The sequence below is a fragment of the Loktanella sp. M215 genome, assembly GCF_021735925.1.
Classification (GTDB): domain Bacteria; phylum Pseudomonadota; class Alphaproteobacteria; order Rhodobacterales; family Rhodobacteraceae; genus Loktanella.
Genome location: NZ_WMEA01000001.1, coordinates 3,807,131 through 3,821,795 on the forward strand (window position 1 = coordinate 3,807,131; position 14,665 = coordinate 3,821,795).

Below are 14,665 nucleotides of genomic sequence, written 5' to 3' on the forward strand. Positions count from 1 at the left end.
ATGGAAAACCTGCTGAACAAGCCGATTTTGAACGGCAAATCCATCATGGACGTCCTGACGCTGGAGTTTCTGGCGTCGGCCATCGGGTCCGTGCTGACCGCCATTCTGATCATCACCATCGGCTTTGTCGTCGGCGGCTGGATTTCCCGCCGGATCGAAAGCATCGGCGTCAAGAACCGTCATCTGGACGAGACGCTGTTCATCTTCCTTGGGAACATCGTCCGCTACATCATCATCGGCTTTTCGTTCCTGTTCGTCCTCAACACCTTCGGTGTCCAGACGACAAGCGTCGTGGCCGTCATCGGTGCCGCCGGTCTGGCCATCGGTCTGGCCCTCCAGGGCACGCTGTCGAACGTGGCGGCGGGCGTGATGATCATCTTCTTCCGCCCGATCAAGCTGGGCGATTTCGTCACGATCAACGATCAAAGCGGCACGGTAAAGGCGATCAACCTGAACTTCATCGAGATGGCGAGCATCGGCAACGTGCAGATCATCATCCCGAACTCCGAAGTCTGGGGCAACACGATCGTCAACTATTCCGTCTATCCGCAGCGGCGCGCGGAATGGAACATCGGGGTGGCCTACGGTGCCAATCTGGCCGATGCGGAACGTGCAATCATCGACACGATCATGGCCGACCCGCGCAGCCTGAAAGATCCGGAGCCGTTCATTCAGGTCAACAACCTGAACGCTTCTTCCGTCGATTTTCTGGTGCGGGTCTGGTGCGCGCGGACCGATTATTTCCAGTATCAGGCCGACATGACCCGCAAGGTCAAAGAGGCGCTGGACGCCGCGGGCGTGGAAATCCCCTTCCCCACCCGCACGATGTATATGGCCAAGGACGACTGACGCCCCCGGCCCGTCGTCACATCATCACGACGGGGTTTAGGAAATCCTGCTTGAATTCTTCCGCCAGAATATCCGGCAATTGCGGCAGCAGCGTCCCCATCAGGGGCGTTTGCATATGGGCATCGGCGGCGGCCCGGTCGCGCCAGCGTTCATAGGTCATGAACCGGCCGGGGCGGCCGGCATCTTCCAGCACGGTATAACCCATGCAGCCGTCCTCTGCACGAAAGTCCGGCACGGCGCCTGTAAGCATTTCGCGCAGACGGTCCGCTTGATCGGGTTTGGCCACAAGGGTGGCCACGATATAAAGATCTGACATGTCATACTCCTCACCAAGTCACGGGCCATGTCCGCATGGCCCGTAACGTCACGCAAGGATAATCGCCTCTCAGGCCATGGCGTCGAGCATGCTCTCGCCACCGGAAATGTCGCATTGGCCGGGGCCGGGCTCCTCGTTCAGGACCTTCACGACACCGTCCTCGACCAGCATGGCATAGCGCTTTGACCGGTTCACAAAGCCCACGGGCGGGGCTGAGAATTCCATGCCGATGGCCTTGGTGAACGACGCCTCGGCATCGCCCAGCATGGTGATACCGGCCGCTGCGGCACCGGTGGATTCGCCCCAGGCCTGCATCACGAAGGGATCGTTGACCGACAGGCAGATCACCTCGTCCACGCCCTTGGCCTTCAATGCGTCGATGTTGCGGATGAAGCTTGGCACATGCGCCGTGGTGCAGGTGCCGGTATAAGCACCCGGCAGGCCGAAGATCACGACCGTCCGGCCTTTCAGCTTGTCGCCGATGGACACGGCTTCCGGTCCCTCTGCGCCCATGGTCAGAACCGTTGCGTCCGGCAATGTGTCGCCCGTGGTGATGGTCATGCTGATCGTCCTTTGAATTGCTCTTGTCACCCCAAAACATATAGGGTGCGCGGGAATAGAACCAGAGCAAGGGTATGACATCGTGAGCAGGATCGTGGTGATCGGTGGAGGACAAGCCGCGGCGGCGCTGGTGGCCAAACTGGTGGCGGGCGGTGTGACCGACGGCATCACCCTGATCTGCGCCGAACCTCACGCCCCCTACCAGCGCCCGCCCCTGTCCAAGGCCTATCTGCTGGGCAAGATGGACCGCGAGCGCCTGTTTTTCAAACCAGAGGCTTGGTATGCAGACCACGGTATCGACCTGCGGCTGAACTGTCGGGCGGTTGGCGTCGATGCAGCCGCGCGGCAGGTCAAGCTGTCCGACGACAGCGTGCTGGGCTACGACGATCTGGTGCTGACGACCGGGGCATGGCCCCGCACCCTGCCCGCCGCGATCGGTGGCACGCTGGGCAATGTCTTTGCCGTCCGCGATCTGGCCGATGCGGACGCCATGGCACCCGCCTTTGCCGAAGGCGCGCGCTGCCTGATCGTCGGTGGTGGCTACATCGGGCTGGAAGCGGCCGCCGTCGCCGCCAGTCGTGGCCTACACGTCACGCTTGTCGAGGCATCAGAGCGCATCCTGCAGCGCGTCGCCGCCCCGGAAACGTCCGCCTATTTCCGCGATCTGCACCGCAGCCACGGTGTGGATATCCGCGAAGGCACCGGTCTGGTGCGCCTGACCGGCGACGACACCGTGACCGGCGCGGTCCTGTCGGACGGGACAACGCTGGACATCGACTTCGCCATCGTCGGCGTCGGCATCGCCCCCGATACGGCGCTGGCCGATGGCGCGGGCCTGACGCTCGGCAATGGCATCGCCTGCGACGCCCACGGACGCACCTCGGACCCGCATATCTGGGCTGCAGGCGACTGCGCCTCGACCCCGTGGCGCGGGGCGCGGGTGCGGATCGAAAGCGTCGGTAATGCCATCGACCAGGCCGAGATCGTGGCCCAGAACCTGCTGGGCCATGACGTGACCTATACGCCCACCCCCTGGTTCTGGTCGGATCAATACGACTGCAAACTGCAGATCGCCGGGCTGAACACCGGCTACACCGCCGTCTACGTCAAAACTGGCGAGGGGCTGGCCCAATCCCACTGGTACTACCGCGACGACACGCTAATCGCGATCGACGCCATGTCGGACGTGCGCAACTATATGGTCGGCAAGCGCTTGATCGAAGCGGGGCAAAGCCCCGCACCCGCCATCGTCACCGACCCTGCCACGGACATGAAGGCGCTGCTGCGCGCATGAGGATCATCGCAGGGCAACATCGCGGCACGGCGCTGGTGCCCGTGGGGGCCGGCGACGACGCAGCCCACCTGCGCCCCACCACGGACCGCGTGCGCGAAAGCCTTTTCAACGTGCTGCAGGGGGGCCGTTTCGGCGATCCGATCCAGGGTGCTCTGGTGCTGGACCTGTTCGCCGGCACCGGCGCGCTGGGGCTGGAGGCGCTGTCGCGCGGTGCCACCCACGCAACCTTCGTCGATGACGGCAAGGTGGCACAGGGCCTGATCGCCGGAAACATCGCCAAACTGCGCCGCGCGGGCGATTGCACCCTGTTGCGCTGCCGCGCCGACGCCCTGCCGGACGGTAAGCCGTGCGGCTTGGTGTTCCTCGATCCCCCCTACGGCCTGGGGCTGGGCCTGACGGCCCTGCGCACGGCAAGGGCAAAGGGCTGGATCGCGGCGGGCACGGTCATCGTCTGGGAGGAACGCACGGCACAGATCCCCCCCCAAGGTTTCAAGGCGCTGGACGCCCGCCGCTATGGCGACACATGGATCACGCTGGTGGAGGCGTTATGACACCCGAACTGGTGATTTTCGATTGCGACGGCGTGCTGGTGGACACGGAGCCCACCACCGACCGTGTCATCTCTGACAACCTGACGCGCCACGGTCTGACCATCGCCCCGCACGAGATTCACAGCCTCTTTGCCGGCGGTACGTTGAAGGGCGTGGGCGAAGGCGCCGTGCAGCGCGGGGCGCGGCTGCCCCCCGACTGGCTGGAGCATGCCTACGCCGAAGTCTACGCCGCCCTGCGCGCAGGTGTGGACGTCGTGCCCGGCGTGATCGACCTGATCGACGCGCTGGACACGGCGGGCGTGCCGATGGCCATCGCCTCGAACGGGCCACCGCAGAAGATGGAGATTTCGCTGGCCGCCTCCGGCCTGTGGGACCGGTTCGCCGGGCGCATCTATTCCGCCTATGACCATGCGCCAAAGCCAGACCCCGCCATGCTGCGGCATGCGATGCAGGTCGCAGGCGCCGCCCCGAACGCCACCTGGATGATCGACGACATGCCCGCCGGCTGGCGCGCGGCACAGGCCGCAGGCTGCGGCTGCTTTGCCTACGTGGCAGAGGGCGGGCCTGCGCGCGCCGCCGGGTATCCCTCGACACCCGTCACCGCCATGGCGCAGATCGCAGCGGCCCTCGGGATTTAAGAGGGCCGCTGCAGCGGCGTCAGTTGCCCCCGGATGAGGCGCGGGCCGCGGCCATCTCGTCGGTCGCGTCCTGCACAAGGGCGGCGCCGTCGAACCCCTTTTCATCCATCTCGGCGATCCAGTCTGCGCGCACGACCTCGGCCAGCGCACGGATGCGGTCCGTCTCGGGCTGGGACAGCACAGCAATCTCGTTCCCGCTATCGGCCATGATCTCGCGGCCAAGGGCATCGCCCGTATCATGCGCCCGACCCGCCCAGCGACTGGCCATCAGACCGGAATTGGCATCAATGACGGCCTGCAGGTCGGCCGGCATCGCGTCATAGACTCCCTTGTTCATCGCCCAGATGAAATAGAGGTTATAAAGCGCCTCGTCCCCCGCCACGTCCGTATGGCTGTCGGCAAGTTCGTCCAGCTTCAGGCTCGGCGACATTTCCCATGTGATGACGCCGCCATCGACGACGCCGCGCGACAGCGCCTCGGTGAAGGCGGGGACCGGCATGCCGATCGGCACGGCGCCCATGGCGGTCAGCAGGCTGGTCGCGGGACGCGAGGGGCCGCGCAGTTTCAAACCGCGCATATCCTCGACCGTGGCGATCGCCGGACCTTTCTTGTGAATGATGCCGGGCCCGTGCATATGCGCCGCAATGACGTGGACGTCTGCGAAATCGTCCATCAGGTGCGACTGCGTGTAATGCCACGCGGCCTCAGACGCGATCTCTCCGGATTTGGGCGTCATGAAGGGCAGTTCCAGCGCCTCGGCCTCGGGAAAGCGGCCGGGCTCGTAGCTGGGAATGACCCAGCCACCGTCGATGGCCCCGTCGCGGATCAGGTCGTATTGCGCGGGCGCCGCACCGCCCAGTTGCATGAATGGATAAAGCTCGACCTTGATGCGGCCGCCTGACTGTTCCTCGATCGCATCGGCCCAGGGCTGCATGAAATAGGTCGGATTAGCACTGGCGGGGGACACGAAGTGTTGGAACCGCAACGTCACCTCCTGCGCGTTGGCAGGCATGGCAAGGACAAGGGTGGCCGCAAAAGCGGCAGCATTCAGACGGTGCATGATCTGCATCCTGTTCAATGATTTAGGGGGGGTGCCACCGCTAGTGGTCAAGCGAATATGGCCTGACCGCACGCGCTGCACAAGAGGGTCAGGCCGATTTTCGGTTCAGCCGCTCGGACCACAGGATGTGCACCGTGGCCACCACCGCCACAGCCGACCCGCCGACGCCCAGCGCGCGCATCCCGCCCATGGCGATAATTGCACTGCCGATCGCGGACCCCGCCGCCGCTCCGATATAGATCGCCGCCGCATTCAGGGCGAGCACGATGGGGGCCGCTGCGGGACGCAGGGCGATGATCCGCATCTGCTGCCCCGCGATCATTGACCAGACCAGCAGCGACCAACCCGCGATCAGCACGACCAGCAGCGGTCCCGGCAGCGGCATCAGGGAAAACAGCGGCAGGACCACTGCCTGCCCCACCGCCAGCCCCAGCAGCGTGCGGAACGATCCGATCCGGTCGGCCACCGCCCCACCCGCCAGGTTGCCGATGACCGCCGCCGCACCGAACACGAGCAGCACCGCCGTGATGCCATTACGCCCATACCCCATCGTCTGTTCCAGCAGCGGGGCGAGGTAGGTATAGACGACATAGGCCGACGCCAGATAGGTCGCCGTGAAGGCGACCGCCAGCATCGTGCGGCCATCGCGCAGGGTGCGGCCAAGTTCCGGCAGGGTCACGGTCTGGAACGCCAGCCCCGACGGCACGATCCGCCAGATCAGCGGCACGATCGGCACCGCCAGCAGGGCCACGACGACGAAGGCCGCGCGCCAGCCGAAGGTATAGGCGATGAAACTGCCTGCCGGCACGCCCAGCACCTGCGCCAGTGTCAGACCGAACACCACCGCAGCCAGCGCCTTGCCCCGCCGCTCCGGCGCGGACAGACCGGCGGCGACGGATGCGCTGACAGGCGTCAGCAGACCTGCCCCGGCGGCCGCCAAGATCCGGGTCAGGTGCAGGGTCAGCTCCGTCGGGGCCAGCGCCGACAGCAGGTTCGCCACCGCAAAGCCGGTCAGCGCATAGGCCAGCACCCGCCTGCGGCCGATGGATCCTGTCAACGAGACCAGCAGCGGCGACAGCACCGCATAGGCCAGTGCGTAGGTCGTCATCAGCCAGCCGGTGCGACCGGGATCGATACCGAAATCCTGCCCCACCGGGGTCAGCATCCCGATCAGCACGAAGGCGCCCATGCCGATGACGAAATTCGCCGCCGACAGGACCGGGATCAACCGTTTCGGCGCGCTCACACGGCCTGCGTGGGATAGAACCGTCCGGCGGGCGAGGTGGTAAAGATCTCGCAGCCCTGCGCCGTGATGCCGATCGAATGCTCGAACTGGGCCGAGAGCGACCGGTCAAGGGTCACGGCGGTCCAGTCGTCGGCCAGCGTCTTGGTCTCGGGACGGCCAAGGTTGATCATCGGCTCGATGGTAAAGAACATGCCTTCTTCCAGCACCGCCCCGGACCCGGCGCGCCCGTAGTGCAGCACGTTGGGCGGCGCGTGGAACACGCGGCCCAGACCGTGACCGCAGAAGTCGCGCACGACGGACATGCGCTGCGCCTCGGCGTAGACCTGGATCGCGTGGCCGATGTCGCCGAAGGTATTGCCGGGCTTGGCCGCCTCGATGCCCACCATCAGCGCGTCATGTGTGACCTCGATCAGGCGCTGCGCCTTGGGGCTGGGGGTGCCTGCCACATACATGCGGCTGCTGTCGCCGTACCAGCCGTCGACGATGACGGTGACGTCGATGTTCAGGATATCGCCATCCTTCAGCACGTCGTCGTCGCGCCGCTTTTCATGGTTCTTGGACACCGTCTCGTCCTTGCCCTTGGGCACCGGCGCGCCGGGAATGCCGTGGCAGACGACGTGGTTGACGGAAATGCAGCTGGCGTGCTGATACCCGCGATAACCGATGGTGGCCGATGTCGCCCCCGCCGCCGTCACCCAGTCGGTGATCAGCTGATCGAGCTTGCCGGTGGTCTGCCCCGGAAACACGTGGTCGGCGATATCGTCAAGGATCGTTGCGGCCAGTCGTCCGGCGCGGTTCATGCCGCCGAAATCCGAAGGCGCATAAAGCCGGATGCCGTCTTTCGTCAGATGTGTCGTGTCGGTCATCGCGTGTACCCTCGGCTGCCTTTTCGCCCACATAGGCCGTTTTGCACCTGCGTTCCACCCCTTAGGCTAACCGGCCGGATCCGCCACGGGCCGCACCTGCCCCAACACGATCCCCGCGGGCGAGATGACGCAATCCATCGCCATCACCTCGACCTCTGCCGCGCGCGCCGCGTCGAAAGCCGCCGCATAGGCGGGGTCGATGTCGCGGGCGACGGCGACCGATGTGCAATCCGTCCGGGTGATGAGGTAGAAGACCAGCGCACGATGCCCCTGCCCCACCATCTGCGCCAGATCGGCCATGTGGCGCGCCCCGCGCAGGGTCTTGCTGTCGGGAAACTCCACCAAGGGTGCGTCGCGACAAAAATTGGCGCTCTTGACCTCTAGATACAGATCTGGCCCGTCGCCGGTCAGCAGGAAATCGACCCGGCTGGCGTCCGCGTATTTCACTTCCTGACGCACGACGTCATAGCCTGCCAGCCCCGGCACGGCGCCCGCGCGCAACCCCTCGCCCACGATGCGATTGGCCAGGCTGGTATCGACGCAGACGAAATCGCCGCCCACGTCCAGCAGGCGCCAGCCGTAATCGAGCTTTGTGCGCGGATTGTCGTTCGGCTCCAGCCAGATGCGGCTGCCGGGAATCGCGGTGCCGGTCATCGCACCGGGGTTGGCCACATGGGCCGTCACCTCGCGCCCGTCCTCCAGCCTGCAATCGGCCAGAAAGCGTTTGTAGCGGCGGATCAGCGTCGCGGGGATCAGGGGCGTGGCAAAGTCCATGCGGCGGGCTATACCAAGACCCGACGCACAGGAGAAGCCAATGCCAAACCCCACCGCCGCGATGCTTGTCATCGGTGATGAGATCCTCTCGGGCCGGACCCGCGATTCGAACATGAACCATCTGGCAAAGGTGCTAACAGAGGCCGGCATCGACCTGAAAGAGGCGCGCGTGGTCAGCGACGATCAGACCGCCATCGTGGCCGCCGTGCAGGCGCTGTCAAAGGCTTACGACCACGTCTTTACCTCTGGCGGGATCGGGCCGACCCATGACGACATCACCGCAGACGCCATTGGCGCGGCCTTCGGCGTCAGCGTCGATGTGCGCGACGATGCCCGCGCGCTGTTGCAGGCGCATTACGACCGCGCAGGCACGACCCTGAACGACGCGCGCCTGCGCATGGCCCGCATCCCCGACGGCGCCGCCCTGATCGACAACCCGGTCAGCACCGCACCGGGCTTTACCCTCGGCAACGTCAACGTCATGGCCGGCGTGCCCGCGGTGTTCGAGGCGATGGTCGCATCCGTCGTCAGCAAACTCGCCCACGGAGCACCGCTGCTGTCGGAGACATGGCGCATCATGCGCGGCGAAGGCGATGTGGCGCAGCCATTGTCGCAGATCGCGCAGGATCACCCGGACCTGAGCATCGGGTCCTATCCGTTCCAGAAGGACGGCGTCTATGGCACGAATATCGTGATCCGCGGGACCGAGGCCACGCGCGTCGCGGCAGCGATGGCGCAACTTCAGGCGCTGTTTCCCGCATGACCGACTGGGCTGCCGTGATCGACGCCACATGGCCCGCCGCCGCGCGCAGGTCGCACGGCCCGTGGACGATCCGCACCGGTGCCGGTGGCGGCAACCGCGTCAGCGCCGCGACGGCTGTGGCAGCGGTCGGACTGGATGACCTCGACAGCGCCGTGTCCGCCATGCGCGATCTGGGGCAAGAGCCGCTGTTCATGGTGCGGGACGGCGAGGATGCGCTGGACCGGATGCTGGCCGACGCGGGCTACATCATCCGCGACCCGACGGTGATCCGTGCCTGCCCGACCGCAAGTCTGACGACCGAACCGGTGCCTCCCGTCACCGCCTTCACCGTCTGGCCGCCACTTGCCGCCCAGCGCGACATTTGGGCGGACGGCGGGATCGGACCTGCGCGCCTGGCCATCATGGACCGGGTCCAAGGAACAAAGACCACGCTTTTCGGCCGCATCGACGACCGCCCCGCCGGGACCCTCTTCGTCGCGATCCACGATGGCACCGCGATGCTGCACGGGCTGGAGGTCGCGACGCACCACCGCCGCAAGGGCCTTGCCCGCCATTTGACCCGCGCTGCGGCGTTCTGGGCGCAGCGACAGGGGGCCGCAGAGTTCAGCCTGCTAGTCACCGCCGCCAATGCCGGCGCCAATGCGCTTTACGCCGACCTTGGGCTGGCAGAGGTCGGCCGCTATCATTACCGCGCCCTGCCAAAGGAAAAGTCATGACCGACCGTCCCACCGCCCTCGATCTGCCACAGGTCGACCCGCTGCCGCCCGCCACGCAGAAATACTTCGACATCTGTCAGGACAAGCTGGGCATGGTGCCCAATGTGCTGCGCGCCTACGCCTTCGACATCGCCAAGCTCGACGCCTTTACTGGCCTTTATAACGACCTGATGCTGGCGGACTCCGGCCTGTCAAAGCTGGAGCGTGAGATGATCGCCGTCGTCGTCTCGTCGATCAACAAGTGCTTCTATTGCCTGACCGCCCACGGGGCCGCCGTGCGGCAGTTGTCGGGCGACCCGGCGCTGGGCGAAATGATGGTGATGAACTGGCGCGCCGCCGATCTGGACCCGCGACAGACCGCGATGCTGGACTTTGCCGACAAGCTGACCACCGACAGCGCCCGCATTGTCGAGGCCGACCGGCAGGCACTACGGGACGCAGGCTTTACCGACCGCGATATCTGGGACATCGCCTCAGTCGCGGCCTTCTTCAACATGACGAATCGCGTGGCCTCTGCCACCGATATGCGCCCCAATCCCGACTATCACGCTCAGGCGCGATGATCCGCGCGCTGGCCCTGTGGTTGCTGTGGCCCGGCGCGCTGACAGCACAGGTGCTGACCCTGCCCGGCAACGCGACGCTGGACAGCGATATCAGCGTGCCGCTGGACAGCTACGACCTGCCAACCGGGCCATGGGCCGACGGCGCGATCCCCGCCACTCGGATCGAGGGCGAGATGACCACGCAGGTCTGGCGCGTGGCCGCCACCGGCCTTGCCAGCCTGCAACTGCTGCGCCCGCTGCGCGACCAGTTGCGACAAGCGGGGTATGACATAACCTTCGAATGCGACACCCAAGGCTGCGGCGGCTTTGATTTCCGGTTCGGCACGATCGTCGCAGCCCCGCCCGCGATGCAGGTCGATCTGTCGGATTTCCGGTTTCTGTCAGCGACACGGCAGATCGGTGGCGACACCCGTGCGGTCAGCCTGCTAGTCAGCCGCACGCCGCAGGCAGGCTTCGTGCAAGTGATCCGGGTGGTGCCTGCGGATGCGCAAGAGGTACCGCCCCTGACCGCTGCCGATGCCCCCGCAGCCCGCGCCCCCGGCCCCGCGACCAGTGGCCCCGTGACCACCGGCCCCACGCCCCCCAGCCCTGGCGCCACTGGCGATCTGGCGCAGGCGCTGACCGAAACCGGCCATGCGGTGCTGGACGGCGTGACCTTCCAGACCGGCGACGTCACATTGTCAGACGCCAAGATGCCCGTTCTGCAGCGGCTGGCAGATTTTATGGCGGCGAACCCGGCCCTGCAGGTCAGCATCGTCGGCCACACGGACAGCCAAGGGGGGCTGGACGGCAATATCGCGATCTCGAAACGACGTGCGGCGGCGGTGATCGCCCGGCTGGTGGCGGACTATGGCGCCGACGGGGCGCGGCTGACCGCGGCAGGGATGGGCTATCTGGCGCCGGTCGCCAGCAATCTGGATCCCGCCGGGCGCGCGGCAAACCGCAGGGTCGAAGCCGTGGTCACAGGGCCGATCAACTAGGGCCGCGTGACAATCGGGTTTCGCCGGGCCTGCGGCCCGTCGACCCGCCGGGGGCGCTGCCCCCGGACCCCCGAAGTATTTGGGACCAGAAGAAGGGAAGAATGCTTTCCCGGTCTGGGTGTTACCAGGCGTCCGGACCCTTTTCCGCGAAGGCGTGGACAAGAAAATCGATGAAAGCACGCACCTTGGGCTGGGTAAACCGGCCCGGCGGATAGACGGCGTAGATCCCCTGCGTGTCGGCGGGCAGATCGGGGATCGCCTCTTCGACCAGCCCCTTGGACATGGCATCACCGTAGAGGAAGCTAGGCAGGTAAGCGATGCCGAGGCCGCCGACGCATGCGTTCAACAGCGACTGGCCATCGTTCACGGTGAGCCAGCCTGCCGTGCGGACCTGACGCTTTTCCCCCGAGGGCGCCGTCAGTTTCCAGACAGCGGAATTGGCGGCGTTGGAATAATGCAGCAGCTTGTGGTCGTTCAGGTCGTCGATCTTCTCGGGCCGGCCGTGTTTCGCGAAATAGCCCGGTGAGGCGATCATCCGCCGTGTGGTGTCGGTCAGCTTGCGGGCGCGCAGGGTGGAATCCTCCAGCTCTCCGATCCGCACGGCCATGTCGAAGCCTTCGCTGATCAGTTCCACGTAGCGGTTGTTCAGCACCATGTTGACGGTGATGTCGGGGAATTCCGACAGGAAATCACCCAGCACCGGCGACAGGTGGTTCACGCCGAAGTCGGTGGCCACGGAAATGCGCAGCAGACCCGAAGGTGCGGATTGCATCGACGTCACCAGCGCATCCGCCTCGCCCGCGTCGTTCAACACGCGGCGGGCGCGGTCGTAATAGGCCAGACCGATCTCGGTCGGGCTGACGCGGCGGGTGGTGCGGTTCAGCAGACGTGCGCCCAGACGCGCCTCGAGAGAGGAGACGTGTTTCGAGACGGCGGATTTCGATATCCCCATCTTGCGTGCTGCGTCGGTGAAACCGCCCTGATCCACCACCGTGGCAAAGGCTTCCATTTCGGTAAGGCGATCCATGCCGCTGTCCTAACGCATCTGTATCCAATGCGTCTGATGTGACGGCCAATCAGGGCAGGAATGGGACATGGGCCTGACAATATGGCGGTTTCGGTGGACACTGACGCGGCATGGGAAACAACCGGACGGCGTCAGCCGGGCGACACCTGCGCCATCCGGTGGGCGATCAAATCGCCGATCAGGGCCGCGTCTGCGCGGGACGGGTGGGTCAGATCGGGATCGTAGAGGGACAGATCCGCGGGATCGATGACGTCCTTTGCGTCGACGCAGATGACACGCGCGTCGCGCTTTGCCAGCACAGCAAGGCGTCGCGACAATGCGGTCAGCGCCGGCGCGCAGGGGGATCGAATCGCCAACCGACAGCATCGTGACAGGCCCCTAGTGTGGTGCCGCGCAGCCCGCCCGAATTAGCAGGACAAGCACCGCGCGCCTTACAGTGTGGCGGCCAGCCGTGTCCCTTGGTCAATCGCGCGTTTGGCGTCCAGTTCCGCCGCGACATCCGCCCCGCCGATGACATGCGCCGCGATCCCCGCCGCCGTCAGGTCGTCGAACAGCGTGCGCTCAGGTTCCTGACCGGCGCAGAGCACGATGGTGTCCGCAGCGATCAGCGTTGGCGTCTCGCGCCCTGCGCCGAAGGAGACGTGCAGGCCGTCCGCGTCGATCCGTTCGTAGTTCACCCCGGCCACCATCTTCACGTCCTTCATCTGCAAGGATGCGCGATGGATCCAGCCCGTCGTCTTGCCAAGGCCCTTGCCCGGCTTGGTGGACTTGCGTTGCAACAGCGTGACCTGCCGGGCGGGCGCATCTGGCCGCGGCCCCTTGGGGGCCAGACCGCCGCGCTGGTCGGCCGGGTCGGTGACACCCCATTCCGCCATCCACGCCGGCAGATCGATCGTCGGGCTGTCGGTGGTGACAAGGTATTCGGCCACGTCGAACCCGATGCCGCCGGCGCCGATGATCGCCACGCGGTTGCCCACCGGCACGCGGGCCCGCAGCACGTCGATATAGCTGACGACGTTCGGTCCGTCCTGACCGGGAATCGCCGGATCGCGCGGGCGCACGCCGGTGGCGATGACCACGTGATCAAAGCCGGTCAGGTCCGACACGGTCGCGCGGGTCTTCATCCGCAGGGTGATTCCCGCCTCTGCCACGCTGGTGCGATACCAGTCGACGAGGCCGTGAAACTCCTCTTTGCCCGGCACCTGACGCGCCATATTGAGCTGGCCGCCGATGTCATCGGCTGCGTCGAACAGCGTCACCGCATGGCCTCTTTCTGCGGCGGCCAGTGCTGTTGCCAGACCCGCCGGCCCCGCGCCGACCACCGCGACCCGTTGCGCCACCGCAACCGGCCGCAGGGTCAGCACCGTCTCGTGGCAGGCGCGCGGGTTGACGAGGCAGGATGACAGCTTGCCGCCAAACGTGTGATCGAGGCAGGCCTGATTGCAGGCGATGCAAGGCGCGATGGTATCGGCGCGACCGGCTGCGGCCTTGGCCACGAAATCCGGATCGGCCAGAAACGGGCGCGCCATGCTGACCATGTCGGCGCAGCCTTGCGCCAGCACGTCCTCGGCCACCTGCGGCGTGTTGATCCGGTTCGAGGTGATGACCGGGATCCCCACCTGCCCCATCAGCTTTTGCGTGACCCAGGCAAAGGCCGCGCGCGGGACAGAGGTCGCGATGGTCGGCACCCGCGCCTCGTGCCAGCCGATGCCGGTGTTCAGGATGGTGGCCCCTGCCGCCTCGATGGCTTTTGCCAGTTGCACGACCTCGGCAAAGGTCGATCCATCGGGGATCAGGTCGATCATCGACAGGCGGTAGATGATGATGAAATCGGGGCCAACGGCGGAGCGGACCCGGCGCACCACCTCGACCGGCAGGCGCATGCGATTTTCGTAAGCGCCGCCCCAGTCGTCGTCGCGCTTGTTCGTGTGGGTGACGAGGAACTGGTTCAGGAAATACCCTTCCGATCCCATGACCTCGACCCCGTCATATCCCGCCTGCCGCGCGCGGCTGGCCGCAGTCACCATGTCGCTGATCTGCTTTTCGATCCCCGCCGCATCAAGGGCGGTCGGGGCAAACGGAGAGATCGGGGATTTGATCGCCGAAGGCGCCACGCATTTCGGGCTATACGCATAGCGGCCCGCATGCAGGATCTGCATCGCGATCTTGCCGCCAGCCTCGTGAACGCGGTCCGTGACGATGCGGTGGTTGGCAATATCCGCGTCGCTGAACAGGCCGGCAGCCCCCGGAAAGACACCGCCTTCGGCATTGGGGGCCATGCCGCCGGTCACCATCAGGCCGACACCGCCACGGGCGCGCGTGGCATAGAATTCGGCCACGCGGTTCCAGTCGCGGGTTTCCTCCAGCCCGGTGTGCATGGATCCCATCAGCACGCGGTTCTTCAGCGTGGTGAACCCAAGGTCGAGCGGGGCGAGCAGGTGCGGATAATCGGTCATGGGAT

Annotated in this window: 17 protein-coding genes; 8 read left to right on the top strand and 9 right to left on the bottom strand. The window is 66.0% G+C overall.

Features of this window, described 5'->3' with window-relative positions; translation table 11 throughout:
• On the top strand, nt 1-849 hold the full coding sequence (locus GLR48_RS18690) for a mechanosensitive ion channel family protein (RefSeq protein WP_237063792.1): 849 nt from the start codon (nt 1-3) through the stop codon (nt 847-849).
• A gap of 16 nt (nt 850-865) precedes the next feature.
• On the opposite strand, the gene GLR48_RS18695 is transcribed toward GLR48_RS18690, so the two are convergent.
• Together GLR48_RS18695 and GLR48_RS18700 are read right to left on the bottom strand one after the other, a co-directional pair.
• Nucleotides 866-1,165: a putative quinol monooxygenase gene (locus GLR48_RS18695; protein ID WP_237063794.1), complete on the bottom strand. Its 300-nt coding sequence runs from the start codon at nt 1,163-1,165 to the stop codon at nt 866-868.
• Between the two features lie 69 nt (nt 1,166-1,234).
• Nucleotides 1,235-1,726 (bottom strand): peroxiredoxin, encoded by a 492-nt coding sequence (locus GLR48_RS18700; RefSeq protein ID WP_237063802.1) that lies wholly within the window; start codon nt 1,724-1,726, stop codon nt 1,235-1,237.
• Nucleotides 1,727-1,808: 82 nt separating this feature from the next.
• Between GLR48_RS18700 and GLR48_RS18705 the strand changes: the two genes are divergently transcribed.
• From GLR48_RS18705 to GLR48_RS18715, 3 genes are read left to right on the top strand one after another with little or no spacing between them, the layout of a single operon-like run.
• On the top strand, nt 1,809-3,020 hold the full coding sequence (locus tag GLR48_RS18705) for an NAD(P)/FAD-dependent oxidoreductase (RefSeq protein WP_237063804.1): 1,212 nt from the start codon (nt 1,809-1,811) through the stop codon (nt 3,018-3,020).
• Entirely contained in the window at nt 3,017-3,571 is a 555-nt protein-coding gene (gene rsmD / locus GLR48_RS18710; RefSeq protein WP_237063806.1) for a 16S rRNA (guanine(966)-N(2))-methyltransferase RsmD, read from the top strand. Before GLR48_RS18705 ends, rsmD begins: the two co-directional genes overlap by 4 nt.
• On the top strand, nt 3,568-4,209 hold the full coding sequence (locus GLR48_RS18715) for an HAD family hydrolase (protein WP_237063809.1): 642 nt from the start codon (nt 3,568-3,570) through the stop codon (nt 4,207-4,209). Before rsmD ends, GLR48_RS18715 begins: the two co-directional genes overlap by 4 nt.
• Before the next feature lie 19 nt (nt 4,210-4,228).
• Here GLR48_RS18715 and GLR48_RS18720 read toward each other — a convergent pair whose 3' ends face one another.
• The 4 genes from GLR48_RS18720 to sfsA form a co-directional block, all read right to left on the bottom strand.
• Entirely contained in the window at nt 4,229-5,269 is a 1,041-nt protein-coding gene (locus tag GLR48_RS18720; RefSeq protein ID WP_237063811.1) for a TRAP transporter substrate-binding protein, read from the bottom strand.
• An 88-nt stretch (nt 5,270-5,357) separates the two neighbouring features.
• Nucleotides 5,358-6,515: an MFS transporter gene (locus tag GLR48_RS18725; protein ID WP_237063813.1), complete on the bottom strand. Its 1,158-nt coding sequence runs from the start codon at nt 6,513-6,515 to the stop codon at nt 5,358-5,360.
• A complete protein-coding gene (gene map / locus GLR48_RS18730) occupies nt 6,512-7,381 on the bottom strand; it encodes a type I methionyl aminopeptidase (protein WP_237063815.1) in 870 nt (289 codons plus the stop codon). Before map ends, GLR48_RS18725 begins: the two co-directional genes overlap by 4 nt.
• Nucleotides 7,382-7,447: 66 nt before the next feature.
• Nucleotides 7,448-8,227: a DNA/RNA nuclease SfsA gene (gene sfsA, locus GLR48_RS18735; RefSeq protein ID WP_442915819.1), complete on the bottom strand. Its 780-nt coding sequence runs from the start codon at nt 8,225-8,227 to the stop codon at nt 7,448-7,450.
• Between sfsA and GLR48_RS18740 the strand changes: the two genes are divergently transcribed.
• Genes GLR48_RS18740 through GLR48_RS18755 form a run of 4 tightly spaced genes read left to right on the top strand, consistent with a single transcriptional unit; the run spans nt 8,196 to nt 11,177 of the window.
• Nucleotides 8,196-8,918 carry a competence/damage-inducible protein A gene (locus GLR48_RS18740; protein WP_237063817.1) on the top strand — a complete coding sequence of 241 codons (723 nt, stop codon included), beginning with the start codon at nt 8,196-8,198 and terminating at the stop codon, nt 8,916-8,918. The two genes, sfsA and GLR48_RS18740, sit on opposite strands and share 32 nt — an antisense overlap.
• Nucleotides 8,915-9,634 (top strand): GNAT family N-acetyltransferase, encoded by a 720-nt coding sequence (locus GLR48_RS18745; RefSeq protein ID WP_237063820.1) that lies wholly within the window; start codon nt 8,915-8,917, stop codon nt 9,632-9,634. Before GLR48_RS18740 ends, GLR48_RS18745 begins: the two co-directional genes overlap by 4 nt.
• Nucleotides 9,631-10,197, top strand: coding sequence for a peroxidase-related enzyme (locus tag GLR48_RS18750; RefSeq protein WP_237063822.1), 567 nt, complete (start codon nt 9,631-9,633; stop codon nt 10,195-10,197). The genes GLR48_RS18745 and GLR48_RS18750 overlap by 4 nt, the downstream gene beginning before the upstream one ends.
• A complete protein-coding gene (locus GLR48_RS18755) occupies nt 10,194-11,177 on the top strand; it encodes an OmpA family protein (protein WP_237063825.1) in 984 nt (327 codons plus the stop codon). The genes GLR48_RS18750 and GLR48_RS18755 overlap by 4 nt, the downstream gene beginning before the upstream one ends.
• Nucleotides 11,178-11,298: 121 nt before the next feature.
• Here GLR48_RS18755 and GLR48_RS18760 read toward each other — a convergent pair whose 3' ends face one another.
• From GLR48_RS18760 to GLR48_RS18770, 3 genes are all read right to left on the bottom strand, one after another.
• A complete protein-coding gene (locus GLR48_RS18760) occupies nt 11,299-12,204 on the bottom strand; it encodes a LysR family transcriptional regulator (RefSeq protein WP_237063827.1) in 906 nt (301 codons plus the stop codon).
• Between the two features lie 131 nt (nt 12,205-12,335).
• The gene (locus tag GLR48_RS18765; protein WP_237063829.1) at nt 12,336-12,560 is read right to left on the bottom strand and encodes a hypothetical protein; all 225 of its coding nucleotides are present in this window, start codon (nt 12,558-12,560) and stop codon (nt 12,336-12,338) included.
• 75 nt (nt 12,561-12,635) lie between these two features.
• The gene (locus tag GLR48_RS18770; protein ID WP_237063831.1) at nt 12,636-14,660 is read right to left on the bottom strand and encodes an NADPH-dependent 2,4-dienoyl-CoA reductase; all 2,025 of its coding nucleotides are present in this window, start codon (nt 14,658-14,660) and stop codon (nt 12,636-12,638) included.
• Nucleotides 14,661-14,665 lie beyond the last annotated feature (5 nt).